The following is a 23463-nucleotide window of genomic DNA, read 5'->3' as shown; positions in this document are numbered from 1 at the left end:
CTGCTGAATTCCAACTGTGCTTAGGGAAATAGAATCATGGACCTTACTGAGATGAAGACAGTTAAAAAACGCAATATAGCGCGAAATATTCTTGTTTCATTCGGAGCTTTGGCAATCATATCGGCATGTGAAGAAGATGGTGCAGTTCTTATTCAGCCAACACCGGTAGAAGGAGCAGAAGAGGGCATCATTGCTGCTACAATTGATGGTTTCCCTATCTATGTTTCTGATATCGAGATGGAAGCAGAATCACAAGGTGTTGTGCTTGCAGGTCGCAAGATTGACTCAGGATCTCCAGAGTTTACGCGTATTTTGAATTCGTTGATCGATGATCATTTATTGGCAAAAGAAGCTGAAAAACAAAATCTTCATGCCGACCCTTATGTTGAACATCGCCTGAAAGTTATTCGTGATCGACTTTTGGGAAACAAATTGTTGGCGCAAGGTGTGGATGAAGCGTCTATTCAAAAATATTATGAAACGTCCATTAATTTGAAGCAATTGCAATTGGGAGAAGAGTATCGTGTTAGGCAAATAGTTTTGCCAACTCTTGAGGCCGCCAATTCAATGATTAGGCAGATGTCTGCTGAAACCGATTTTGCGGTTTTGGCATCTAACCGTTCAATCGATGAAGAGACACGTTTAGAAGGTGGTGATCTTGGGTTTATCAACCCAGAGACAGCACCTCTGCCTTTAGCAAACGCTATTGAAAATACGGCTATGGGCGGGGTATCTCAGCCATTTGAAACACGAAAAGGCTGGGTGGTTATCAAGATTGAAGAAAAGCGCCCTGAACCACTTCCGACACTTCAAGAATTGCGGCCACAGATTTGGGATTTTTTGATTGCAAGTGAGTTAGAACGCTTGCTAAGAAAATTGCACAAAGATGCCGCCATCATCAGATCATTTGATGAGGTTGAAGGGCCAATCAATGATGCATTTTCAAATGCAGCTGAATTGGATGAAAACGGAAACCCGACCACAACACCTGATAATTCGAGCGAATAATAAATCGAAAGAAAAAACATGGCTGGAATGAAGCTAACAAAATCTCCCCTCGCGCCGGAGAATACACCAAAATTACCTGATATTGCGGGCGTGAAGTTTGCTGTGGGGTGTAATGGGTTTTATGGCGATCGAGATGATGTCTTTGTTGCTTACTTCGATGAAGAGGCTTCAGCCGCGGGTGTATTTACACGTTCATCTACATGTTCGGCAGATGTCGATTGGTGTCGTGAAGCTTTGCGTCTAAGCGAAGGCAAAGCGAGAGCTCTAGTTGTAAACGCTGGAAACTCAAATGCATTTACAGGGGCAGCTGGTATTGCAAAAAATGAAGCAACTATTGCGGCTGTATCAAAGCTTGGAAATGTTGAAAGAGAGAATGTTTTCATTGCGGCTACAGGTGTTATTGGTGAACCATTAGAACCAAAATTTATTGCGGATAAAGTCCATGAGATATGGCCTTCTCTAGGCGAGGCGTCTCTGAATGATGCGGGCGTCGCATTTATGACGACAGATACTTTTCCGAAAGCCAGTGCTGGGGAAGCTGCGATTGATGGGGAAGCCATCAATATTGCAGGTGTCGCTAAAGGTTCGGGTATGATTATGCCGAATATGGCGACTATGTTGGCGTACGTATTCACCGATGCAAACCTAAGCCCACAGGTGTGTCAGTCCTTATTGTCTCGTTATACAAATGAAACCTTTAACTGCATAACGGTGGATGGTGATACATCCACGTCTGATACAGTAATGCTTTTTGCAACAGGCAAGTCAGGTTCGTTGATAGATGATGTTAATGATCCGAGACTGGAAGAATTTGCGGCCGAATTACATAAAGTTATGTTGGATCTGTCTGTTCAAATTGTGAGAGATGGCGAAGGTGCATCAAAATTAATTGCGATCACAGTATCAGGTGCGAAAACAGATAATTCAGCAAAAATAATTGCAACGAGTATTGCCAACTCTCCACTTGTGAAAACAGCCCTTGCTGCATCTGATGCCAATTGGGGGCGTATCGTGATGGCAGTGGGGAAGACGGATCAGCCCGTGAATAAAGATAAATTAAGTATTTCTTTTGGCGATGTAGAAGTTGCTTCTGGTGGGATGCGTGCTGCAAATTATTCGGAAGATGCGGCTAGCGAAATCTGTCAGTCTTCAGAAATCAGCATTAAAGTCGATGTTGGCGTTGGGGAAGGTATTGCGCAAGTTTGGACATGTGATCTCACTCATGGTTACGTGGACATTAACGGAGCCTATCGAACTTAACTTCCAATCCTAATTTGATCTTGAAAAAGGTGTACTAAATATATGTCAGACTTAAAACTTGTACTGGTTTCAGCTGTTGCTCTCGTGGATGAAAAAGGCAGCTTGTTACTGGCACAAAGACCAGAAGGTAAAAGTTTGGCAGGTCTCTGGGAATTCCCAGGTGGCAAGGTTGAAGAGGGTGAAACTCCCGAAGCAGCGTTGGTCCGGGAATTGAAGGAGGAGTTAGGGATTGATGTTGAGCAAAAGGATTTAATTCCTTTCAGTTTTGCATCACACTCCTACGAGAACTTTCATCTTCTAATGCCGGTTTTTATTTGTCAGAAATGGCAAGGAACTCCGGAAGGGTGCGAAGGCCAATCACTGGCTTGGGTATCTGAAAAGGATTTGGCAAATTATCCAACGCCTCCAGCGGATGTGGAGCTTATGGATGAATTTAGAAGGTGGATGGGAAACCGCTTATGTTTGGTAAAAAAGTAAGAAACCTTTTCAAGCAAGTCTGGTCGGATCGATCAGGTGCGACAGCCATTGAGTACGGATTAATGGCTTCTTTGATTGCTGTTGCCATTATAACAGGTGCACGTGTTATGGGTGAAGAGACAGGTGACGGTTTTGAAAACCTAGGTGAAAAGTGGCAGGAAGCAGTAGATTCTCAAAACACCTAAAAGTTTAGCCAATACACCTATTCCTTGTTAAGAAATCTGTTTGGAGATGTAGTCCACCCTGAAGCAGTGATGATCTCAAATGTTGCAGGATATTTCCCATCCTCTGTTGCATATTGTTCACCATAGATTTCAAGGGCTCTAAATAAAATTGTTCGCGTTAAATTGGGCGGACGGTTCTCTTTGTTTATAAAAAGAGCGGAAGTTTCACCCATGCCTCTTAAATCTTGCAATAATTTTAGAGGGTGCGAATAGCGGACATTGATTGTTTCAGTATCCGCTACCGGATTTGAGAAGCCAGCCCGTTGAAGAAGGTTTGATAAATCCTGCACATCTGCAAATGGGGAAACCCTCATACTTGCCCCTCCGCGGATTTCAGTTTCAGCTCGTATAAAGCAAGTGCGAAGTTCGTGGAGTGTACGTCCACCCAATAACTGACCAATAAATAAGCCGTTAGGCTTGAGTATGTTTTTGATCTGGATAAGTGTGCCGGGCAAATCGTTCACCCAATGAAGTGACAAACACGAAAAAACTGCATCAAAACTTGATGATTTGAAAGGAAGGCGTTCTTCGTCAACTGCTATTGCCATACCCACTATTTGCGCAGTGAATTTGTATGAAATATCACAATGAAAAGTATCTTTTACTCGGTTTTTAATAGTTTGGGACTTAGCGATTTCTTTTTCCAAGGTTCCAGAGTGACAACCAAGGTCCAGCACGCGATTAAATGATGTCGAAATGTCTTCTAGTCTATCGACCATACTTTGTGCGGCACGTTGTTTTAAAAAAGAAAATTGATCAAAATTTTGCGCAGCGCGATTTCTGTGCTTTTTTAAAAGTTCGCGGTTGAAGACTAGGGGGGGATTTTGATCAGGTGAGTATGCCATCGCGCCAATATGCTGCTTTACGAGAATTAGGCAATCATTTGCATAGATTTATGCGGCGCGTCGATAAATTGATATGGCCCACGCGTTCTCTAATCACAGGAGAACAGATTGCCGGGCCAGGATTAATCGAGCCAGAACATTGGTCCAAGATCCGTTTTTTATCAGGCCCTAATTGTTGCCGATGTGGAATGCCTTTTGAGGTGTTGCATGAGGTTGCGGATGCTTTTCTGGATGAGGAATGCCCCGCGTGTATTGCCAGAAAACCAGGCTTTGACCGCGCAAGGTCAGTTTTTGCATATGATGATCTAACGAGCCAAATTGTATTGCGATTTAAAAATGGAGCGGATCGGACTGGGCTAAAGCTTTTAGCGAGATGGTGCGCGGAATATGGTGCTGAATTGGTAGAGGAAGCTGATGTGGTAATGGCAGTGCCACTGCACGTGCGAAGGTTGAGAGCACGTGGGTATAATCAATCGCTCTGGTTGGCCGCCGCCATATCACGGGAAACCAATATTCCATTAGAACATCATATTCTTAAAAGGTTGAAAAACACACCTTCGCAGGCCGGAAAAAGCGCAAATGGGCGTCGGAAAAATGTAGAAGGTGCTTTCCAAATTGGAGAGAAACACAATCCTTTCCTTACAGGAAAACGTGTTTTGTTGGTGGATGATGTCTACACAACAGGGGCAACTGTCGAGGCATGCAGTCGTGTATTAAAACGGCATGGCGCTGCAAATGTCGATATTGTTACCTTGTCACGCGTTGTAAGTCCTGTAGATCCTACTATATGACTTAGCGGTTGGGAAAAAGTATCTAGGATATATCTATTAATGGCAAAAGTGACGATCTATACACGCAAATTGTGCCCTTACTGTTCACGCGCAGTTTCACTCTTAAAGCAAAAGGGTGTAGGATTTGAAGAAATTGATGCTGGAAGTGATGCTTCTAAAAAGCAAGAAATGATCAATCGCTCAAATGGTGGTCGTACATTTCCGCAGATATTCATCGGCAATGAACACATTGGTGGATGCGATGATATGATGTTGCTGGAACATCAGGGCGTACTTGATGGTATGCTAGCTTAATTGATGTGTAAGCCTTGCGGGAAGGGAGCAAGGCTCTTCTTAGTAATAGGTCAAATAGATGATCAAATATGCGCTATCTTGTTCAGGTGATCATGAATTTGAAGCATGGTTTCCGTCCTCTTCTGCTTATGATGAGCAAGTTGAGCGTGGCTTGGTGGAGTGTCCGGTTTGCGGGTGCACGAATATCCGGAAACAGATCATGGCACCAATGGTGAGAGATTCAGGAACTAAATCCGGCAAATTGAAAATGCCAAAGTCTGATTCATTACCGACGCCAGATGAAATTGAAAAAGTCGCTTCCAAAGTACGCGAGCATATCGGTAAAACGCATGACTATGTTGGTGACAAATTCGCTGATGAAGCGCGTGCTATGCACTATGGTGATCAAGAAAAACGAGCAGTTTGGGGAGAAACATCAGCCGAGGAAGCAAAATCACTTGCTGATGAAGGCGTGACGACTGTGCCGTTGCCGGAACCTTTCGTACCTCCAGTTCCTGCTCCCAAAGATACTAAAAAATTGAATTAATTAGATTTTAGCTTCACGCATGCTTCATGCAGTGCTTGTAGAAAACGAGATCGGTCAGCTTGAGAAAATGGTGCTGCACCACCCATTTGCTCGCCGGTCGATCTCAGTTGCTCCATCAGAGCGCGAGTGGCGACAGCTGCACCTATGGTCTCTTTTGTGAATGCCTTACCATCGGGTTTAAGAACGATGGCATCATTTTCTAATGCGCGTTCGGCTAAGAGGATGTCTGCAGTAATGACAACAGAATGGTGATCGCAGTTTTCAGCAATCCAATTATCAGCTTCATCGGGGCCGGCATCGACAACCATTTGTTTGATAAATGGCATTCGAGGAACTTGAAGAAATGAATTGGATACAACCCAAGTTAAGGCGGTGTGACGCTCTGCAACTTTGTAAGTCTCATTTTTGACAGGGCAGGCGTCTGCATCGATGTAGATAGTTAAATTTGATGCCATTAAAAACCGGCACCGGGTTGAGCTAAGTATTCTTCTTCAGCAGGCGTGGATATCCGGCCAAGTACTTTGTTGCGATGAGGGAACCGGCCATACTCAGCAATAACATCGCGATGTTTAATTGCGAAGTTATAGGCGTCTTCTAAAGCTTCTTTGGAGACGTCATCTGCTTGATCTCTTAAAATTTCAAATAGCTGAACGCAAAGGTCCTGATCATCGATGTTTTCAGAGTGCATCAGCGGAAGATAGAAAAACCAACGCTTAACGGGAGCTAGTACCTTATCGTCATCCTTTGCTAAGCCTGATTTACAGAGCTTAAGCGCTAGATCATCATTCTCAAATGCAAACTCTGTGTCGCGGAAAATGTTGCGGGTAAATTGGTCCAAAGCAACAATAGCAGCAAGACGCTCGGCAGCGCCTTTATCAGCCCAGATTTCACCAAGGCCGGAAGCTAGGCGTGCAAGAATTGCAACTGAGCGCGAAGCTACAAGACGGTCTACATCTTCATCCCCTGACCACCACAGGTTATCACGTTCGGGTAATTTGGTTGGGTCGCTGGCAGCGTCGTCAAACCAAAAATGAAGCACATCACCTGGTGTTTGTAGGGGACGAAATGCGCGTTTCTTGCTTAGGGCTTCACGACCAATTGCTGCATTATCAATATACATGGTGCTAGAGGCCCTCCAAATATGTCCCAATTGCCTATTTCATCTGCGATGTCAGTTCGCATGATATATGGTGATCTTCCGCAAAATAAAACACTTATACTGTTTTATTTTGAACGACTTCCGACACACATGTAATTGACCATTGTATCAGAAGACAAGGACCATTCTCCTGTTAGGGGATTATAGCTCACGCCTGTGGTTTCTTCGATGTCTATTTGGGCCGACTTCAGGGCGTTTTTGACCTCATCAGGCTTAACCAATTTATCAAATTCATGTGTGCCTTTTGGCAACCACCCCATGATGTATTCGGCACCTACAATAGCGAGGGCGAAAGCCTTTGTTGTCCGGTTTATGCTAGCAACGAAGATTATTCCGCCAGGTTTTACCAGACTGGCTGTGTCTTGAACGAATTGGTGAGCATCGGCAACGTGCTCAACGACCTCCAAGTTTAACACAACATCGAAGGCTGGTTCTTTAGCTTCAATTAATTTTTCGACGGTACCCACGCGATAGTCTATTTCAACGCCTGTTTCTTGAGCGTGGGTCATGGCGGTTTTGATGTTGGCTTCACCGGCGTCAACAGATGTCATTTGTGCCCCAAGCCGTGCCATTGGTTCAGAAACCAGACCGCCGCCGCATCCGATATCCAGCACACGTAAACCTTGCAAGGGGGTACGTGATTTATCATCAAGGTCGAAATGAGAGCAGATTCTGTCTCTTAAAAATGCCAATCGAACGGGATTGAACTTATGAAGTGGTTTGAATTTTCCCTTTGGGTCCCACCATTCTGAGGCCATCGCACGAAATTTTTCGATTTCGCTTTCATCTATGCTTGGGCTTTTTGGGCTCATTTTTGTGCCTCATAAAGACTAAATAATGGAATTTTATTGGGCAAAACAACACTTTGTCGGTGTGGCTTTGCTTGATGGATTGTTGTTTTATTGATCATTTTAATGCTACTTGAATATCAAGATTTGCCTGATTGCGATCTGCGGCATAAAAGACCAACGAACTAACTTGTAGAGAAGATAGAATTTAGACTCTACAGGCTTGGTTATTAGATAAGAATACTAGATTGCCTTGGCAATAAAAATTATTTGGAATAACCCGACCCCATGAAACGTACAGTTTTAAAATTCGGCGGCACTTCGGTCGCCAATATGGAGCGGATTGAGCGCGTTGCTGATATTGTTTCGCAACGCGTGAAAGATGATGGTGGTGGATTTGCTGTTGTCGTATCCGCAATGTCTGGCGAGACAAACAAACTCGTTGGATATGCTGATGAAGCTGCTGGCGGAAAGCTAGTAGGGGATCAGTTCGATGATGAATATGATGTAGTCGTTGCTTCTGGAGAGCAAGTCACGTCCGGTCTTCTTGCTTTGGCTTTGCGAAAACGTGGTTTTAAAGCACGTTCTTGGCTTGGTTGGCAGTTGGCCATGCAAACAGATGAAGCACACGGAAAAGCTCGTATTTTGGGCTTTGATGGCGATGATTTCACGAATAGTGTTGATAGCGGTGAAATCGCCGTCATTGCTGGTTTTCAGGGGGTAAGTCCGGATCGCCGGATTGCGACTCTTGGTCGTGGTGGATCTGATACGAGTGCTGTCGCTGTGGCGGCTGCGTTGGATGCTGTTGTTTGTGATATCTACACTGACGTTGACGGTGTTTATACGACCGACCCGCGTATTGTGCCTAAAGCACATCGTATGGAAAAAATTTCTTATGAAGAGATGCTGGAATTGGCGTCTCTTGGTGCCAAAGTTCTTCAGACACGCTGTGTCGAGCTTGGCATGAATCACAATGTTCCTATTCGCGTACGTTCAAGTTTTGCCGAAGGCGGCGATGGGTTTGCGGGTACTTTGGTCTGTAATGAGGAAGAGATCGTGGAAAAACAAGTTGTAAGCGGAATTGCTTATTCTCGTGATGAGGCCAAATTTACACTATTAGGGCTTCCTGATAATCCTGGTGTTGCTGCCGATTTATTCCAGACATTATCTGATGCTGGTGTAAATGTTGACATGATTGTGCAGGCAAATTCGAAAACTGCCGGTAAGCAGAATATGGTGTTTACTACAGCTGATCGTGATGCTGAGTTAACTCGTCAGACAATTGAAAAAGCCCAAGATCGTCTTGAGTTCGATGATCTGGAAGTTAACAGAGATGTTGCGAAAGTGTCGGTTGTCGGTGTGGGAATGCGGAGCCACACGGGTGTTGCAACATTAATGTTCAAGGCACTTTCTGAAAAGTCGATCAACATTGAAGTGATTTCTACATCTGAAATCAAAATCTCTGTTTTGATCGATGATGCCTATACCGAACTTGCTGTTCGGACGCTGCACACTGCATATGAATTAGACACAGAATAGCAGAAATTAGGCAATTCTTTCAGAATATTATCATCAATGTGCTATAATTTGTGCTCGATAGAATAGTAGGAATGAAATTGAGTACTATATAGTAATTTGCGAAGTCGCTCGTTAGAAGCGACTCGCAAGGGATTAAACAAGGAAGCGCACTATATGAGCCCCAACAGGAGTTTTGTTGCCGCAGGTACAGCACGTCTTTTGATGAGTCGGCTTCGCGAACTCATGGCGAGCGAAGCTGAGCAGCAAGAAAGACTCGAGCGGGTTGTGCAATTGATTGCGACTACGATGGTCGCTGATGTGTGTTCGATTTATGTGCGCTCAGGTGACAATAGTCTCGTTTTGATGGCTACAGAGGGACTTCGTCCGGAAGCTGTTGGTCGAACTCGTCTTGCTGAAAATGAAGGTCTAGTAGGCTTGATTGCGTCGTCTGCGCGAGCAAAGCGTTTGCGCAATGCTCCAAGCCACCCGCGTTTTTCCTATCGTCCAGAAACTGGTGAGGACCCTTATCACGGTTTCTTAGGGGTTCCGATTTTGCGCGGTGGCCGTGTTTTGGGAGTGCTGGTAGTCCAAAACAAAACGGAACGTAATTACGACGATGAAGAAATGGAATCCTTGCAGACAATTGCGATGGTTCTTGCCGAGATTGTTACCTCAGCTCTCAACGAGAGCAATGATTTAGATCTAAGGGTTCAACCGCCGGCTGAAATGAGCGGGAGAACATTAAATGAGGGGCTTGGAGTAGGGCCGGTTCATCTGCACGATCCAGTTGTTTCGGCTACACGTTTCTTTTCGCAAGACCCAGAAGCAGAAGGTGAACGCCTCGATACAGCATTGGCCGATTTACGCCAATCGATAGACACAATGCTCAATCGCGCGACGCCAGTATTGTTTGGCGAGAGCCGAGATGTACTCGAAACATATCGCTTGTTTGCACATGATCCGTCTTGGGAAACCCGTTTGCATGACGCTATTCAGTCCGGTCTTTCTGCTGAGGCAGCTGTAGATCGCACGCGTAGAGAGCACCGTGTTCGATTGGAAAACGCACGTGATGCCTATTTGCGTGAACGTCTGCATGATTTTGAAGATTTGGAGAACCGTTTACTGCGGCATTTGTCAGGAGAAGGTGCGACCGACCACAAACCTGAACCTGGATCAATTCTTGTTGCTAGTCGATTAGGGCCTGCCGAATTACTTGAATATCGCGATTGTAAGCTTGCTGGTGTCATCCTTGAAGAAGGCGGAGCAGGGTCTCATGCGGCCATCGTGGCACGGGCAATCGGTGTGCCTGCTGTTGGGGATGCTGAAGGTGTTGTAAGCCGTGTCGAGGCGGGCGATGATATCATCATTGATGGCGAAAGAGGGCTTGTTCTTCTTCGGCCGACCAATGATGTGATTGAAAACTATCGTCAACGTATTTCTGTATCTGATGAAGAGCGCGCGAAATATGCTGAATTAGTTGATTTGCCGGCAACGACAAAAGATGGTGTTGAATTCGATCTCTTTTTAAATGCTGGATTATCTTTTGATCTTGATCATCTTGAGGAAACCGGAGCAAAGGGAGTTGGGTTGTTCCGGACGGAATTTCAATTTTTAACTTCTGAAACTGTGCCGACGCTTGATGAGCAAGCTGCCTTTTATGAGGATGCAATCTCTCGGGTTGGTGGGAAATCAATGATTTTCCGGACTTTGGACCTTGGGGGCGACAAAGTCGCGCCATTCATGGGCGGGGATCGTGAAGAAAATCCTGCTCTAGGATGGAGAGCCTTAAGGTTAGCGTTGGATCGCCCATATTTCTTCCGTCGACAAATTCGAGCATTGATCCGCGCAACTGGAAAACGTCCATTGCGATTGATGTTCCCAATGGTGTGCTCTGTTGACGAATATGTGCAGGCTAGAGAGCTTGTCGACGCCGAAATGGCTTGGGCTAAGAAGTTTGGCCGTGAAACCCCAGACGAATTGCAGGTTGGAGCGATGGTGGAAACGCCCTCATTTGCTTTGTCGATCGAAGCGCTAAAAGGAAAAGTGGATTTCCTTTCAGTGGGAACGAATGACTTAATGCAGTTTTTCTTTGCGGCCGACCGAGAGAACAAACTTGTATCAGAACGATACGATTTGCTCAGTCCACCCGCGATAGATTTGATGAGGCATATTGTAGAGAGTGCTAATCGTGCCGAAATCCCAATTACAATTTGTGGCGAAGCTGCGGGTAGGCCAATAGAGGCACTTGTTATGGCATGCCTTGGCTATCGAAGGTTCTCAATGCAGGGCGCTCGCATAGGTCCAATGAAGCGATTGGTCCGCGGCACAAATTTTGCGGAGATTAAGCAACAAGTTGATTTGCTAATAGAATCACGAAGCTTCGATCTTCGTAAAGATTTATTAAAGATCATTCAGCAATCTAACTTGCAGGTATAAAGCATTGCTATAGATGCTTTGAATTGTTAGTTATAATTGTGGGTCGATGGTGAGCCACTTTGGGTCATTTCCCGGAACGGATCGTTGTATGAGTAACGCTGCAAATAAAGACGGCGAAGGTTCAGAAGTAATAGCGAGATTGAACTCAGCGATTGAAGAACTGAATCCGGCGATTGAAGAAACAGTCAAAGACCAGGCCGTTGATGATGTTTCTACACCAGATAATACCACAAATACAGCACCCCACCTGGTTGTCGTAGCCCCTGATGCAGTGAATGCTGAACGTATGGGCCCTCGATTGAGAGCGGCACGTGAAGCCAAAGGCTGGACATTAGAAACTGCAGCTAAAGAAACTCGGATACACAAAGATTATTTAGGCGCAATTGAAGACATGATGCCAAATTTGCTGCCTGGCATGCCAAAGTCTCAATCTTATTTGCGCGGGTATTTAAGCAATTATGCAAAAGCGCTTAGCTTGCCTGAACCTCAGGATGTAGTTCAACGTTTTTTGAATGAATGTGGTCTTTTAGCACTTGAACCAACAGAAGAAGAGCTAAAAGAAAAAGCTAAAAAACAAGAGTTTGCTCAAAAGAATAGTTGGATAGCACCTGTTGTCATTTCTGTTGCTTTGACTCTAATAGCTTGTGGTGCTGGCGCAGTGTATTTCTTGAAGCCTTGGGAGAACACTAGCGCCTCAAATAACAATGTAGCGACTGCACCCCTAGAAAACACTGTGTACTCCCAGTCTACGGTTTTGGCACCAGCATCCGCCTCTGATCTTTCTCTTCATGCTTTGACGCGGGCTTGGGTTGAGGTGCGTGGTTCTGACGGGACAGTTTACTTGTCTCGTGAATTAGCGCCCGGTGATGTTTACATCCCTCGTGTTGGAGCTGGTTGGACTATTACAGCTAGAGATGGTGGCGCATTTGAATGGCGTATGTCAGGAAAGTCACTCGGGCCCATAGCTGAAGCAGGATTGCCAGTTTACTCTCACGCAGTTGATGAGGCGCTAAGTCGGCAACCGCTGGAAAACAGCGATTTAACCAATTAACCGAGAAATAGGGTGAGTTTATTGAGCATGTAGAACGGTGCGTTCTACGTAGTGTTGTGCTGTTTTTTCTGTTTTACTCTTTACCAAACACATGTGGTGCGCCAATTACGACTCCAAGCAAGGATTGAAAATCTCTGGAGTGTATTTATCTGCATAAAAGAGTAGGCGTTTTTCGGAGTTAGTTCCATGAATATTGATCAAGTTAGACCATGGCGGACTATTGAGCGTCGCAAGTCTCGCAAGATTATGATGGGCAATCTGGAAATTGGTGGAGACGCACCGATCAGTGTTCAGTCCATGACTAACACTCCGACCTCAGATGCAGGCGCAACAATTGATCAAATTCGTCGTTTGGAAGAAGCCGGTGCAGATATTGTACGCGTATCTTGTCCAGATGAAGAATCTACCGCTGCACTAAAAGAGATTGTAAAAGCTTCCAAAGTTCCAATCGTGGCAGATATTCATTTTCACTATAAACGTGGAATTGAAGCAGCAGAAGCAGGAGCAGCTTGTCTTCGTATCAACCCGGGAAACATTGGGTCTTCTGATCGCGTACGTGAAGTGGTCAATGCAGCTCGTGATAATGGAGCTTGTATTCGTATTGGTGTGAATGGCGGTTCGCTTGAAAAACACCTACTTGAAAAATATGGTGAGCCGTGCCCCGAAGCGATGGTTGAGAGCGCTTTAGATCACGCTCGCATTCTCGATGACCATAATTTCAGAGAGTACAAGATTTCTGTAAAAGCGTCTGATGTGTTTATGACAGTGGCGGCTTATCAAGGATTGGCGGAAGCAACTGATGCGCCTTTGCACTTGGGTGTGACTGAAGCAGGGCCAGCAAGAACCGGAGGAGTGAAATCCTCAATTGGTATGGGGAACCTGCTATGGGCTGGTATAGGCGATACACTGCGCGTTTCTCTATCAGCTGATCCGGTGGAAGAAATCAAAGTCGGTTTTGATATTTTGAAGTCGCTGAACCTTCGAACCCGAGGTGTGAATATTATAGCGTGTCCATCATGTGCGCGTCAGGGCTTTGATGTAATCAGTACAGTGGAAACACTGGAGCAGCGCCTTGAGCACATTCGCGAACCTATCACACTATCTATTATCGGGTGCGTGGTGAATGGACCTGGTGAAGCGGCAGGTACTGACCTTGGTTTTACCGGTGGCGGTAAAGATGCAGGCATGATGTATATCGGCGGCAAGCCAGACCATAAACTTTCTAATGCAGACATGATCGAGCACATTGTTGATCAGGTTGAGAAACGTGCAGATTATATTCGGTCTCAAGCAACTTCTTGATCTGACGTAGCGTATGGCTGTTATGGACATGTTTCGACTATTTATAGGTGAAACATGCAGTCTGAAATCGAACAACTGAATGAGCTAGGTGATAAAAACCTACCAGGATTGATTGGTGCCCAAGTGGTTGAGCTGAGGGATGGGTATCTTGTATCCGAGCTAGAAGTCCGCGAAGAGATTATGGCTCCAAATGGATTCCTCCATGCGGGGGCGGTTGTGTCTTTGGCAGATACTGCTTGCGGATATGCATGCGTTCGCGCTTTGCCTGAAGGGGCAATGGGGTTCACTACAATCGAACTAAAATCCAATTTTGTGGGAACGGCACGTGAGGGGAAAGTTCGCGCAACAGCCAAGATCATTCACTCCGGAAAAACGACTCAAGTTTGGGAAGCCAAAGTCGTGAACATGACAACAGAAAAAGTCATTGCGCACTTTTCTTGTACTCAAATGATATTATGGCCACGATGAAATTTTAAGCGGTTTGGGGAATCACATAATTTTGATAATTTATCGCTCGCTTTATTGCCGATAAACTGGCGATAGTGTGCGAAGCTTAAATTGTGTGAGGACATTGGCGTGTCAGAGAAGAAAAGTCTCAAGAAGAAAATAGGTTTTGGTATTCTTGGAGCATTGGGCATTGGAATGATGCTGGTTGTTTCTTCTTGTGCTGTCCAGCTCGGACTGAAGCGGGCTGATACCGATTTAACCGGGCCACCAATTGCAGAGCCTCCGGTATTGGGACAAATGTTTGGTGAACCGGCAGTGCAGTCAGCGCAGGACTGGTCAGTGAGACGTGAACTGCTAAGAGTGTCGTTATCTGAACATGTTTATGGACCTTACCCCCATGGCCTTGTTGGGCAAGCAGTCGCGCATAATGTGATTGATGAAAATTTCGCCGGTGGCATTGGCAGGTTAGAAGAATATCAAATTCAAGTTGGAGAAAATGGTCCAAAATTCTGGGTCGGTGTCGCGATTCCTAAAGGGGCTAGTGATGCCTCTCCGGCTCCACTGATTGTTGCGCAGAGTTTTTGTCAGAATTCCGCAGCATTACATGATGAACGTTTGACCGATCCTGAAAGAGGTGGCGTTTGCGGTAGTGGTGGATTTATGGCTTGGGTCATCAAAGGTATCTTTGGGAAATACATTGAGGGTCCTCCCATAGAGGAGGTTCTCGAGCGCGGTTATGCCTATGCCACCATTTATTCGTCTGAAATTGCAGCCGACAGCAAAGACAATGCTCACATGGGTATTGCCAAAGTCGCAGATGAAATGAATGGGAAGAATGTTCCCGTCGGCGTGTTGTCCGTTTGGGCGGCAGGGTTTGGTTGGGCGTTAGATGTGCTCGATAAAGACGAGAGATTGGATGCGGACAGAACGGCAGGATGGGGGCATTCGCGGCAAGGTAAAGCGGTTTTATGGGCGGCCGCAAATGATGATCGTATTGAAGCTATCATATCTCACCAATCAGGAACGGGAGGAGCATCCCTCACAAAAAGTGATAATGGTGAGTCTGTTCAAGAAATTACTGATAGCTACCCTCATTGGTTCAATGATAAATATGCCAGCTACTCTGATCGGGAAAACGAAACTCCAATTGATCAACATTTTTTGATAGCCTTGGCGGCACCGCGTCCGGTGTTTTTGGGGAATAGTTGGAATGATGTTTGGTCTGATCCCAATGGAGCATTTCGTGCGGCGCAAGGAGCGGATCCAGCCTACAAATTATTAGGAAAAACTGGGTTGGCTCAGGCTGGGATGGATGACTCGAATATCACTGCGGGAGAACTTGCATTTCAGATTTCCAATGGCCGCCACGGGGTTCGGGAGCAGGATTGGGAAGACTTTCTAACCTTTTTGGATCGGTGGTTTGATCCTTCGGTAAATTAGAAAGATTTGAAATTTTCTTCAATCTATGTTTGGTTGCTAAAATAAACCAAACATATAGGGGAGAGTTGAATGCTAAATATGCTAACGCCAGTATTGGCGCTCGTGGTCTGGACATTGTGCATCTTGGCATTGATGGCATCGCGCCGTTTGCCAGTGATTTTTTCAAACGTAAAAAAAGGGATTATTCCACCTAAGCGAAATCAAGAGTTAGTTGGAATGGAAAATTTATCGGATAAAGCAGTTTGGACTGCTGACAACTCAAACCACCTTCATGAACAACCCACAATTTTCTATGCGTTATGCGTGTACTCGCACCTTGTTGGTGTGTCAGACATTATCAATGTGGGGTTGGCATTTGCTTATGTTGGTCTACGTATTGTGCATTCTCTTATTCAGTGTAGCACAAACAATCTCTTGTGGCGTTTCCGTGCGTTTATTCTGAGCAGCGTATTGCTTGTGGTGATCGCTGGTAGAAATGTCTGGGCGCTTGTAGCGATGTAGAGTTACGAAATTTTCTTTAGTCTTTGCTGAGCATTGCGTTCCTTAAATTTGTGAAGAAGGGATGCAATGTCGTCCTTTTCCAGTGGACGAGAAAATAGGTACCCCTGCAAATAGGCACACCCTTGCGCACGCAAAGAATCGCGTTGCGCAGGAGTTTCCACCCCTTCAGCAGTGACTGATAAACCGAGGCTTTCTCCTAAGCTCAAAATTGCTTGAACAACTGCAGAAGCATCATCTCTAACACCAATTGAAGCTACAAAACTCTGGTCGATCTTGAGTTTGTCCACTTGGTGGCGTCTTAGGTAGGATAAGGATGAATACCCGGTTCCAAAATCATCAAGTGCAATCTTGAAACCGGCTGCCTTGAGCACTTTGAGTGTTCTTGCGATTTGAGGGGAATCTTCCAACAGAACAGATTCCGTAATTTCTAATTCGATTTGATCAGGGCGTACATGGTAATCATTCGCCAATGCGATCACTTTGCTTGGATAGTTTTCTAAGTGCAATTCTTTAGCAGAAACGTTGACCGCCATTGTAATTTCAGGCCATTTCACTGCTGTTTTGAACGCTTCCGTCATCACGAATTCATCGAGAGCGACAACTAGATTTGTTTCTTCCGCAACTGGGATGAAATCTGCCGGAGAAACATTTCCTCTTTCAGGGTGTGACCAGCGAATAAGGGCTTCCATTCCTCGAACGTGGCGGCCATTTGCAGATACTTGAGGTTGGTAGACGACACGCAAACCATTCTCTGCTGGTTTTTGAAGAGCTTGGCGCAAGTCTCGCTCGATTGCATGTTTGCGTTTTAGTTCTTCGTCCATTTCCTCTTCAAAGAAACAATATTGGTTTCTACCAGCTTCTTTTGCGCGATACAAAGCAATGTCTGCGCGCCTCATTAATTCTTCTTGATTTGAGTGCCCATTTGTATCGACAGCAATTCCTACAGAAGCGCTGACAAATACTTCATTGCCATTCAAACTAAAAGCTCGTGACATCTGCTCGTTGATGCGTCTGGCAAGCCTGGAGATTGTGCTCGTGGTTTGGGCCTCGATTTGTATGACCGCAAATTCGTCTCCACCAATACGAGCGACTGTATCACTTGCACGGCAGGCTTCTTTTAGGCGAGTGGCGGCCTGGCGAATTAATTCGTCGCCAGCAGGGTGGCCAAGTGAGTCGTTTACCACTTTAAATTTGTCGAGATCGATTAAGTGTAGCGCAAACCCATCCTTGCCGCGTTTAACTTGAGATTTCGCAGCCTCTATTTGTTGTTTTAGAAGGGTACGGTTAGCTAAACCAGTGAGTGGATCGTGTAGTGCACGTTTGCTGGCTTCCTCATGACTTCGGATTATGTTTCGACTAAGATTATTTGCTTGTCGCCAAAGAAAAAAAGCTGCACAGCACATGATCAGCGCAATACTTAGAATAATGGGCAGATAGTGAAGTATTGCGACATGTCCCGGCAGGTTCCTCTGCCAAGATATCCATCCCAGGGTTTCCTCGGTTGAGTCTTGAATATTCAAAACGAAAAGATGAGTACTCTGCTTGGGAGAGGTTGCGCCATTGGTGATAGTTATCTTCATTGGAAGACGTTGGCGGTTTTCAAAAATATTGGCCAAGGGCGTGGCAACAGTAAGGTATCTTACTTGATTGTTGTTTTGGGTTCTTCGCAACGAAACTTGATAGATTAAATCATTTAAAATGATCCGGTCCGAAGAAAAGTTTTGGCTTTGAGAAAATTCGATCTGCTCAATTAAGCTTTTTATTTTCGGTTTTAGAACTTTCAAGTCTAAAGGATAAATTGAAGTGTAAGAGCTGTCTCCCAACAAGACATTGCCTTTTCCGTCAGTTACAAAGACGTCAGTAGTCGACAGTCGATCTGCCAACCTAATGGTGATTTTGGAGTTTAGTTCTTTGGGAGACAATGAATCGTGAAGAGCCTCCATAGTCCCCGGTAAAGAAATGAGATGGTCGATAGTTTCTTGTGTTGCATCGATATGAGATGTCAGGAAATTTTCGAATAAAACTGTCTGTTGGCGTTGAGCGATTTGATCGCTTTTGTGACTAACTAAAAATAGAACAATGAAAATAAAAGTGATTGCTGCCGCGACTAATATCAAAAGGGGCTTAATAGGAATTTCTTTTTCGGCATTTGGATTGAGCAACGCCTGTATACTTGCATTGATTTTTTGAACAGAATTGAACAAGGCGATTCCCCACACTACACTTATTTAGTTGGTCGATTTTACCTTGGGTTGGTTAATAATATTCGTCTGATTACTGTTTTTTTGACAGAGCAAATGTCGAGTGTGTTTAAAAATCTATGGGCCAATTTAATCTTTTGTAGTGACGTGTGCTTTCTCACGATATACACCTTCGCGATCAGTTACATGAGAGATAGAATTTATGCCCGCAGTTTCTGCAGAACGCTTAGGTCAGGTTATTGAGAGATTTGAACAAACAGAGGCACGCATGTCTGTTGCCACTGATCCTAATGAAATTGTTCAACTTTCTAAAGATCATGCAGAGTTAAAACTGGTTGCGGATAAAGCACGCGAGCTTTTAGATTCTAGAGAAGCTTTGGAAGAAGCCGAAGCTATTCTCGAAGATAAAGATTCTGATGCTGAGATGAAGGAATTGGCGCAGGAAGAGCGTGAAGATTTAAAATCGCAATTGCCGGAATTAGAGCAAGAACTACAGCTTCTCTTATTGCCTAAAGATGAAGATGATGAAGCCAACGCTGTGCTGGAAGTGCGCGCCGGTACGGGAGGAGATGAGGCTGCTCTGTTTGCAGGCGATTTGTTCCGTATGTATCAGCGCTACGCGCAACTTCAGGGGTGGAAACTGGATATCGAAAGCCAATCAGCGGGTGATGCTGGCGGGTATAAAGAAATCATCGCTTCTGTAACGGGTAAAGGTGTGTTTGGTAAAATGAAATTTGAATCCGGCGTGCACCGGGTTCAGCGCGTACCAAAGACAGAAAGCCAAGGGCGTATTCACACTTCCGCAGCTAGTATTGCGGTATTGCCAGCGCCTGAGAAGGTGAATATCGAAATCAAACAAGAAGATATTCGTATTGATACAATGCGATCTTCAGGTGCAGGTGGTCAGCACGTGAATACAACTGACTCTGCTGTTCGGATTATTCACTTGCCAACGAACATTATGGTGACATCTTCTGAAAAATCTCAGCACGCCAACCGTGCACGTGCGATGGAAATGTTGAAGATCCGATTGTATGAAAAAGAACGTGCTGAAAAAGATGCTGCAATGGCAGACGCTCGTAAAAGTCAGGTCGGGTCTGGGGATCGTTCAGAAAAAATTAGAACCTATAATTTTCCAGAAAACCGTGTTTCAGATCACCGCATTAAATTGACTTTGTATAAGCTTGAGCAAATTCTTGCTGGTGATGCTATCAATGAAGTTATTGATGCCTTGATTGCTGAAGATCAGGCAGCTCGCTTGGCTGAGATGGAAGAAAGCTGATTGAATTTTACGTTGGTAGGAGTGATGTGATGACGAATGATAAAGCAAAAATTACAAGTCTTTGGCGTCACCCTATTAAAGGGTTTTCACCTGAACGTTTAGAAGCCACTTATCTGGAAGCCGGCAAACATTTTCCTAATGATCGCATGTTCGCTGTAGAGGATGGACCATCGGGCTTTGCGCCAGATGCGCCTGCGCACATTTCCAAAATGAGATTTACAGTTCTTGCGCGTTCAGCACGTGTGGCCAATCTTGAAACCATCTATCTGGATGAAGAGCAGAGGTTGGAAATACATGAACGCGATGAGAAGTGTATTTGCGGCTTTGATATGTCATCGCAAGATGGATTGGATGAGCTTGGCGAGTGGTTAGAAACTCGATTGGGTGAAGATTTTAAAGGTCCATTACGTGTGATACGTGCTCCAGAACAACATCGGTTTATGGATCATCACACCGCTGGTTTTGTGTCTCTTATCAATGAAAACTCGGTATCTGATTTTGGGGAAGTTGTAGGGCATCAGGTCGACTACAAGCGTTTTCGTGGGAACATCGTTTTTTCTGGAAATGCGTGGACTGAGGACAATTGGGCAATAGGTCAAAAGCTGCAAATTGGTGAGACTGAATTGGAAGTAATAAAACCAATAGTGCGATGCAAAGCGACACACGCCAATCCAGAAACGGCGGAGTATGATTTGGATATTGTGCCGCTTCTTATGAAGAAATTTAAACGCAACACGATGGGAACCTACGCCAAATTCACAAAGTCAGGCCGTGTTTCTGTAAATGACGAATTGGTTGTGCTTTAATTTTATGGACGACAATAACGAAACGTATTCCGATCTACTGAGGCGAGCAGCTAAACAATTAAGCAATGCGGGAATTGAAGGTGGTCTGCGCGATGCCAGACGTTTGATGGAGAACGCAGGTGGCGTGTCCGCAGCCGAACTCATCGCTGCAGAAAATGACGTCGTTTCAACTGAAACTTTAAACGTGTTTGAAGAATTTATTGAGCGGCGTGCGAAAGGTGAACCTGTTTCAAGAATTGCCAAGAAAAGAGAATTCTGGGGATTGGAATTTGATATTTCTCCTGACGTTCTAGATCCTCGTCCCGATACTGAGACATTGGTGGAGGTGGTCATAAGTCAATGGCAAGAACACTATAAATCGGTATTGGACCTTGGCACAGGAAGTGGGTGCATATTACTGTCCATTTTACATGAAAAAAGGCAAGCATTGGGAATTGGGTTAGATCAAAGCGAGGCAGCGCTTGAGATTGCAAAAATCAATTCTAAAAAACTGGAATTGGATGGACGTACTCAATTCAACACTTCCAATTGGTTTGAAACTGTAAAAGGAAAAACGTATGATGTGATTGTGTCCAATCCACCATATATTCCTTCAGCCGATATTGAGCACCTAGACGTGGATGTGAAAGAATACGATCCAATGTCAGCTTTAGATGGTGGTAAAGATGGATATGACGACTATCGTCACATCATTTCCAATGCAAAAAACTACCTAGCGGCGAGTGGCCTAATTGCGTTCGAAGTGGGCATTGGACAAGCTGATAAAATAGCTGAAATGCTCGCTAAAGTTGGATTTTTACACATAAATATTCGCAAGGACCTCTCTGGGGTAAAAAGATGTGTTTACGCCACCGCTCCAAGAGTGTAAGACAGTTATGTAAGCGGGGCTTGGAAAGCAAAATAATGCACGCTAAGCTCCTAACAGTCGGCCAGCGAATCAAGTTGTTCATCGTTCCGACGGCGCAATACCAGAATAAGAATTTCGCGCAAACGGCCTCTAATCGGGTCAGCTTTAACTAGATTAGGATATGGATATATGAAGCGTCAGCGTGGGCGCGGGCGGAAGCCCAATAATTCGAGCAATCGTTCGCTCGAAAGCAACGGACCTGAAGTTAAGATCCGTGGCTCTGCCAGCCAGATTTATGAAAAATATGTTCAATATGCGCGTGATGCGCAGACTGCGGGTGATCGCGTTAAAGCTGAAAACATGTTTCAGCATGCCGAGCACTATTACCGCATCATGCAAGCGAACATGCCGAAGGATAGACCTAATCATCACAAGCAGAATGAGGAAACTCAATCTGCTGAAGCAGAAAAGCCTGAAGAGGCAAATGCTGAGGTTGAAGGTGCAAATGCTTCCGCTGAAGCTGTTGAAGACCCATTAAAGGTTGTTGATGCTGCAGATGAAACTGAAGCTTCTTCAGACAATAGTGAGGAAAGCCCTTCAGACGTGGAAGAAAAACCTGCGCCTAAGCGTCGTACACGTCGTCCGCGTCGTAAGCCTGCTGAAGCTGCTGCTGAGCCTAAACAGGATGAAGAAGCGCGTTCAGCATTGGATGCACTTGCTGAACAACAGGCTGAAATTGCTGGAAACTAAATGGTTTCAATCTGAATTTAAAAGGGCCACTCAACTGAGTGGCCCTTTTTTTATGCGTTTTGATTAAGAGCAGATATAGCGAGCTTGTTTCCGTCCATATCACGAAAATACGCAAAATCTCCAAATTCACCGCGTGGACCTGGTTCGCCTTCACAAGTTGCACCAAGCTCAATGGCTTTATCATAAACGGCTTTGACAATGTCTTTTGAGCTTGCCGTAAAAGCTGTCATCGACCCATTTCCTGCAGTTGCAGCTTCTTTGTTATAAGGAATACAAATGGCGAATAACGGGCGGCCGTCTTGCGTGGCGTAAAAGCACGAGCGATCAGTTTTGTGAACTGGTTGAGCGCCGAGAAGGCTAAATATTTCATCGTAAAATTTCGATGCTTTATCGAAGTTGGATACCCCGATCATGCTGTAACTTATCATACTTTTTCCCTTTGATTATATTCTGACATTTTGAAGACAATCAAAGGGGAATGGCAAGTGCTAAAGAGGCGGTGGAATTAGCTTTCTGTCGCTGTTGCTTTCGGTGCTTCTGAAGCGATTTCCTTTTCTTGTTTGTTTTTGCGCCAAACTTTGCGATAGATCCAACGACCAAACCAGAGCAATCCACCAATGACAGGTAACCAGGGTAATATGACTGCAATTGCAGTGATAACCGAGCCAAGTGCGCCAGCAAAATTACCAAAGAAATTCCCGAATGCATCACCTAAAGGTGCCCAGACAGATCGTGAAGTTGCTGTCTGTTTTGCAGAATAGTGCATGTGCAGATTAGACATTGCGACGCGTTGTCTTAGCGCAGCTAAAATGCTTGCGCTGGAATCGATATCTGATTGCACACGTGATAATTCTCTTTCTAATTCAATTAGATCACGCAATTCGCTCGGTCGGTCCGTGAGTAGAGCTTGAAGGCGGTCGCGTAGTGTTAGCTTTGCTTTCAAGCGTGCGTCTGTGTCGACGATTTGCGTTGATAAATCCTGTGCACTTGTGCTTGAGCTTGTGATCTTGGATTTGGTTTTTTGTAGATCCTTGGGAAGGTCACTGAAAAATTCTTCAATCCATTCCGGGGTTGCGCGGATATGCATATTGGCGCTAGCCCATTCTTCACCAATTCCATTTTGATTAGAGTTTACGACCATACATTTTTGAAAGCCGGCTTGCTCACATAGTCTTTGGTGGGAAGACACTACGCGCTCCACATCCTTTGCAGGGGACACTATGGAGCGGTTATGAGTATAAGCGAGCATTGGCCCAGTTGGCGCTGTAGCACCATCATCTGAAATAGGAGGAGGTGCCGGAGCTGCCATTTTGCGAGCGCCAGAAACTTGCATGGATGCCATAGGTGCTGGCTCCGCAGCCATCATAGCTTCCGTTTGGGCGTAATCTGCACCGCTTGTGCTTTTGTCTCCGCCACATGCAGCAAGTGCTAGAAGTGCGCTAGAGAATAATAAAGCCTTTTTCATGAGCATCCCTCTCATAATTGTTGTGCCCAAACCTGTCTAAACAAG

At 45.1% G+C, this 23463-nt stretch carries 25 protein-coding genes; 18 read left to right on the top strand and 7 right to left on the bottom strand.

Annotation, left to right across the window (positions count from 1 at the left end; genetic code table 11):
* Positions 1-36: 36 nt before the first annotated feature.
* From F551_RS0114750 to F551_RS0114735, 4 genes are read left to right on the top strand one after another with little or no spacing between them, the layout of a single operon-like run.
* Positions 37-1008 (top strand): peptidylprolyl isomerase, encoded by a 972-nt coding sequence (locus F551_RS0114750; protein ID WP_018998296.1) that lies wholly within the window; start codon positions 37-39, stop codon positions 1006-1008.
* Between the two features lie 18 nt (positions 1009-1026).
* Positions 1027-2268, top strand: coding sequence for a bifunctional glutamate N-acetyltransferase/amino-acid acetyltransferase ArgJ (argJ, locus tag F551_RS0114745; RefSeq protein WP_018998295.1), 1242 nt, complete (start codon positions 1027-1029; stop codon positions 2266-2268).
* A gap of 42 nt (positions 2269-2310) precedes the next feature.
* Positions 2311-2745 carry an 8-oxo-dGTP diphosphatase MutT gene (mutT, locus tag F551_RS0114740; protein WP_018998294.1) on the top strand — a complete coding sequence of 145 codons (435 nt, stop codon included), beginning with the start codon at positions 2311-2313 and terminating at the stop codon, positions 2743-2745.
* Positions 2727-2930, top strand: coding sequence for a Flp family type IVb pilin (locus F551_RS0114735; protein ID WP_018998293.1), 204 nt, complete (start codon positions 2727-2729; stop codon positions 2928-2930). Before mutT ends, F551_RS0114735 begins: the two co-directional genes overlap by 19 nt.
* A 17-nt stretch (positions 2931-2947) precedes the next feature.
* Here F551_RS0114735 and F551_RS16780 read toward each other — a convergent pair whose 3' ends face one another.
* Positions 2948-3814: a methyltransferase domain-containing protein gene (locus tag F551_RS16780; RefSeq protein ID WP_018998292.1), complete on the bottom strand. Its 867-nt coding sequence runs from the start codon at positions 3812-3814 to the stop codon at positions 2948-2950.
* Between F551_RS16780 and F551_RS0114725 the strand changes: the two genes are divergently transcribed.
* From F551_RS0114725 to F551_RS0114715, 3 genes are read left to right on the top strand one after another with little or no spacing between them, the layout of a single operon-like run.
* Positions 3808-4605, top strand: coding sequence for a ComF family protein (locus F551_RS0114725; protein WP_018998291.1), 798 nt, complete (start codon positions 3808-3810; stop codon positions 4603-4605). The two genes, F551_RS16780 and F551_RS0114725, sit on opposite strands and share 7 nt — an antisense overlap.
* Positions 4606-4644: 39 nt before the next feature.
* Positions 4645-4899 carry a glutaredoxin 3 gene (grxC, locus tag F551_RS0114720; RefSeq protein ID WP_018998290.1) on the top strand — a complete coding sequence of 85 codons (255 nt, stop codon included), beginning with the start codon at positions 4645-4647 and terminating at the stop codon, positions 4897-4899.
* A 58-nt stretch (positions 4900-4957) separates the two neighbouring features.
* Complete coding sequence (locus F551_RS0114715; protein WP_018998289.1) at positions 4958-5425, top strand: DUF1178 family protein; 468 nt, start codon at positions 4958-4960, stop codon at positions 5423-5425.
* Here the strand turns inward: F551_RS0114715 and F551_RS0114710 are convergent.
* From F551_RS0114710 to ubiG, 3 genes are all read right to left on the bottom strand, one after another.
* Positions 5422-5880, bottom strand: a complete 459-nt coding sequence (locus tag F551_RS0114710) for a YaiI/YqxD family protein (RefSeq protein WP_018998288.1) — start codon at positions 5878-5880, stop codon at positions 5422-5424. The genes F551_RS0114715 and F551_RS0114710 overlap by 4 nt on opposite strands.
* On the bottom strand, positions 5880-6545 hold the full coding sequence (locus F551_RS0114705; RefSeq protein WP_018998287.1) for a DUF924 family protein: 666 nt from the start codon (positions 6543-6545) through the stop codon (positions 5880-5882). Before F551_RS0114705 ends, F551_RS0114710 begins: the two co-directional genes overlap by 1 nt.
* A gap of 104 nt (positions 6546-6649) precedes the next feature.
* The gene (gene ubiG / locus F551_RS0114700) at positions 6650-7396 is read right to left on the bottom strand and encodes a bifunctional 2-polyprenyl-6-hydroxyphenol methylase/3-demethylubiquinol 3-O-methyltransferase UbiG (RefSeq protein ID WP_018998286.1); all 747 of its coding nucleotides are present in this window, start codon (positions 7394-7396) and stop codon (positions 6650-6652) included.
* A 264-nt stretch (positions 7397-7660) separates the two neighbouring features.
* Here ubiG and F551_RS0114690 point away from each other — a divergent pair, with 264 nt between their 5' ends.
* From F551_RS0114690 to F551_RS0114660, 7 genes are all read left to right on the top strand, one after another.
* Positions 7661-8911 (top strand): aspartate kinase, encoded by a 1251-nt coding sequence (locus F551_RS0114690; RefSeq protein ID WP_018998284.1) that lies wholly within the window; start codon positions 7661-7663, stop codon positions 8909-8911.
* 153 nt (positions 8912-9064) lie between these two features.
* Positions 9065-11326 carry a phosphoenolpyruvate--protein phosphotransferase gene (gene ptsP / locus F551_RS0114685; protein WP_018998283.1) on the top strand — a complete coding sequence of 754 codons (2262 nt, stop codon included), beginning with the start codon at positions 9065-9067 and terminating at the stop codon, positions 11324-11326.
* A gap of 88 nt (positions 11327-11414) precedes the next feature.
* A complete protein-coding gene (locus F551_RS0114680; protein WP_018998282.1) occupies positions 11415-12377 on the top strand; it encodes a helix-turn-helix domain-containing protein in 963 nt (320 codons plus the stop codon).
* Positions 12378-12563: 186 nt separating this feature from the next.
* Positions 12564-13679: a flavodoxin-dependent (E)-4-hydroxy-3-methylbut-2-enyl-diphosphate synthase gene (gene ispG / locus F551_RS0114675; protein WP_018998281.1), complete on the top strand. Its 1116-nt coding sequence runs from the start codon at positions 12564-12566 to the stop codon at positions 13677-13679.
* A 54-nt stretch (positions 13680-13733) separates the two neighbouring features.
* The gene (locus tag F551_RS0114670; RefSeq protein WP_018998280.1) at positions 13734-14147 is read left to right on the top strand and encodes a PaaI family thioesterase; all 414 of its coding nucleotides are present in this window, start codon (positions 13734-13736) and stop codon (positions 14145-14147) included.
* Positions 14148-14255: 108 nt separating this feature from the next.
* Positions 14256-15566, top strand: a complete 1311-nt coding sequence (locus F551_RS0114665) for a glucuronyl esterase domain-containing protein (protein ID WP_018998279.1) — start codon at positions 14256-14258, stop codon at positions 15564-15566.
* Between the two features lie 69 nt (positions 15567-15635).
* A complete protein-coding gene (locus tag F551_RS0114660; protein WP_018998278.1) occupies positions 15636-16067 on the top strand; it encodes an MAPEG family protein in 432 nt (143 codons plus the stop codon).
* A gap of 2 nt (positions 16068-16069) precedes the next feature.
* Here F551_RS0114660 and F551_RS0114655 read toward each other — a convergent pair whose 3' ends face one another.
* A complete protein-coding gene (locus F551_RS0114655; RefSeq protein ID WP_018998277.1) occupies positions 16070-18271 on the bottom strand; it encodes a putative bifunctional diguanylate cyclase/phosphodiesterase in 2202 nt (733 codons plus the stop codon).
* Between the two features lie 199 nt (positions 18272-18470).
* On the opposite strand from F551_RS0114655, the gene prfA reads away from it, so the two are divergent.
* The 4 genes from prfA (at position 18471) to F551_RS0114630 (ending at position 21953) form a co-directional block, all read left to right on the top strand.
* Positions 18471-19550 carry a peptide chain release factor 1 gene (gene prfA, locus F551_RS0114650; protein WP_018998276.1) on the top strand — a complete coding sequence of 360 codons (1080 nt, stop codon included), beginning with the start codon at positions 18471-18473 and terminating at the stop codon, positions 19548-19550.
* Positions 19551-19579: 29 nt separating this feature from the next.
* Positions 19580-20356 (top strand): MOSC domain-containing protein, encoded by a 777-nt coding sequence (locus F551_RS0114645; protein ID WP_018998275.1) that lies wholly within the window; start codon positions 19580-19582, stop codon positions 20354-20356.
* 4 nt (positions 20357-20360) lie between these two features.
* Positions 20361-21224 (top strand): peptide chain release factor N(5)-glutamine methyltransferase, encoded by an 864-nt coding sequence (gene prmC, locus F551_RS0114640; protein ID WP_033405193.1) that lies wholly within the window; start codon positions 20361-20363, stop codon positions 21222-21224.
* A 168-nt stretch (positions 21225-21392) separates the two neighbouring features.
* The gene (locus tag F551_RS0114630) at positions 21393-21953 is read left to right on the top strand and encodes a DUF4167 domain-containing protein (RefSeq protein ID WP_018998272.1); all 561 of its coding nucleotides are present in this window, start codon (positions 21393-21395) and stop codon (positions 21951-21953) included.
* Between the two features lie 50 nt (positions 21954-22003).
* On the opposite strand, the gene F551_RS0114625 is transcribed toward F551_RS0114630, so the two are convergent.
* Positions 22004-22381, bottom strand: coding sequence for a VOC family protein (locus F551_RS0114625; protein WP_026296860.1), 378 nt, complete (start codon positions 22379-22381; stop codon positions 22004-22006).
* 77 nt (positions 22382-22458) lie between these two features.
* Positions 22459-23418: a DUF4349 domain-containing protein gene (locus tag F551_RS0114620; protein WP_018998270.1), complete on the bottom strand. Its 960-nt coding sequence runs from the start codon at positions 23416-23418 to the stop codon at positions 22459-22461.
* Positions 23419-23463: the final 45 nt, after the last annotated feature.

The sequence above is a fragment of the Hirschia maritima DSM 19733 genome, assembly GCF_000378345.1.
Lineage (GTDB): Bacteria > Pseudomonadota > Alphaproteobacteria > Caulobacterales > Hyphomonadaceae > Hirschia > Hirschia maritima.
The sequence above is the reverse complement of the archived record's forward strand: the minus strand, read 5'-3'. Positions and strand labels throughout refer to the sequence as shown.

Coding starts and splice junctions, on each gene's coding strand:
- F551_RS0114750 (WP_018998296.1), top strand. CDS start 37: ATGGACCTTACTGAGATGAAGACAGTTAAAAAACGCAATATAGCGCGA.
- argJ (WP_018998295.1), top strand. CDS start 1,027: ATGGCTGGAATGAAGCTAACAAAATCTCCCCTCGCGCCGGAGAATACA.
- mutT (WP_018998294.1), top strand. CDS start 2,311: ATGTCAGACTTAAAACTTGTACTGGTTTCAGCTGTTGCTCTCGTGGAT.
- F551_RS0114735 (WP_018998293.1), top strand. CDS start 2,727: ATGTTTGGTAAAAAAGTAAGAAACCTTTTCAAGCAAGTCTGGTCGGAT.
- F551_RS0114725 (WP_018998291.1), top strand. CDS start 3,808: ATGCCATCGCGCCAATATGCTGCTTTACGAGAATTAGGCAATCATTTG.
- F551_RS16780 (WP_018998292.1), bottom strand. CDS start 3,814: ATGGCATACTCACCTGATCAAAATCCCCCCCTAGTCTTCAACCGCGAA.
- grxC (WP_018998290.1), top strand. CDS start 4,645: ATGGCAAAAGTGACGATCTATACACGCAAATTGTGCCCTTACTGTTCA.
- F551_RS0114715 (WP_018998289.1), top strand. CDS start 4,958: ATGATCAAATATGCGCTATCTTGTTCAGGTGATCATGAATTTGAAGCA.
- F551_RS0114710 (WP_018998288.1), bottom strand. CDS start 5,880: ATGGCATCAAATTTAACTATCTACATCGATGCAGACGCCTGCCCTGTC.
- F551_RS0114705 (WP_018998287.1), bottom strand. CDS start 6,545: ATGTATATTGATAATGCAGCAATTGGTCGTGAAGCCCTAAGCAAGAAA.
- ubiG (WP_018998286.1), bottom strand. CDS start 7,396: ATGAGCCCAAAAAGCCCAAGCATAGATGAAAGCGAAATCGAAAAATTT.
- F551_RS0114690 (WP_018998284.1), top strand. CDS start 7,661: ATGAAACGTACAGTTTTAAAATTCGGCGGCACTTCGGTCGCCAATATG.
- ptsP (WP_018998283.1), top strand. CDS start 9,065: ATGAGCCCCAACAGGAGTTTTGTTGCCGCAGGTACAGCACGTCTTTTG.
- F551_RS0114680 (WP_018998282.1), top strand. CDS start 11,415: ATGAGTAACGCTGCAAATAAAGACGGCGAAGGTTCAGAAGTAATAGCG.
- ispG (WP_018998281.1), top strand. CDS start 12,564: ATGAATATTGATCAAGTTAGACCATGGCGGACTATTGAGCGTCGCAAG.
- F551_RS0114670 (WP_018998280.1), top strand. CDS start 13,734: ATGCAGTCTGAAATCGAACAACTGAATGAGCTAGGTGATAAAAACCTA.
- F551_RS0114660 (WP_018998278.1), top strand. CDS start 15,636: ATGCTAAATATGCTAACGCCAGTATTGGCGCTCGTGGTCTGGACATTG.
- prfA (WP_018998276.1), top strand. CDS start 18,471: ATGCCCGCAGTTTCTGCAGAACGCTTAGGTCAGGTTATTGAGAGATTT.
- F551_RS0114645 (WP_018998275.1), top strand. CDS start 19,580: ATGACGAATGATAAAGCAAAAATTACAAGTCTTTGGCGTCACCCTATT.
- prmC (WP_033405193.1), top strand. CDS start 20,361: ATGGACGACAATAACGAAACGTATTCCGATCTACTGAGGCGAGCAGCT.
- F551_RS0114630 (WP_018998272.1), top strand. CDS start 21,393: ATGAAGCGTCAGCGTGGGCGCGGGCGGAAGCCCAATAATTCGAGCAAT.
- F551_RS0114625 (WP_026296860.1), bottom strand. CDS start 22,381: ATGATAAGTTACAGCATGATCGGGGTATCCAACTTCGATAAAGCATCG.
- F551_RS0114620 (WP_018998270.1), bottom strand. CDS start 23,418: ATGAAAAAGGCTTTATTATTCTCTAGCGCACTTCTAGCACTTGCTGCA.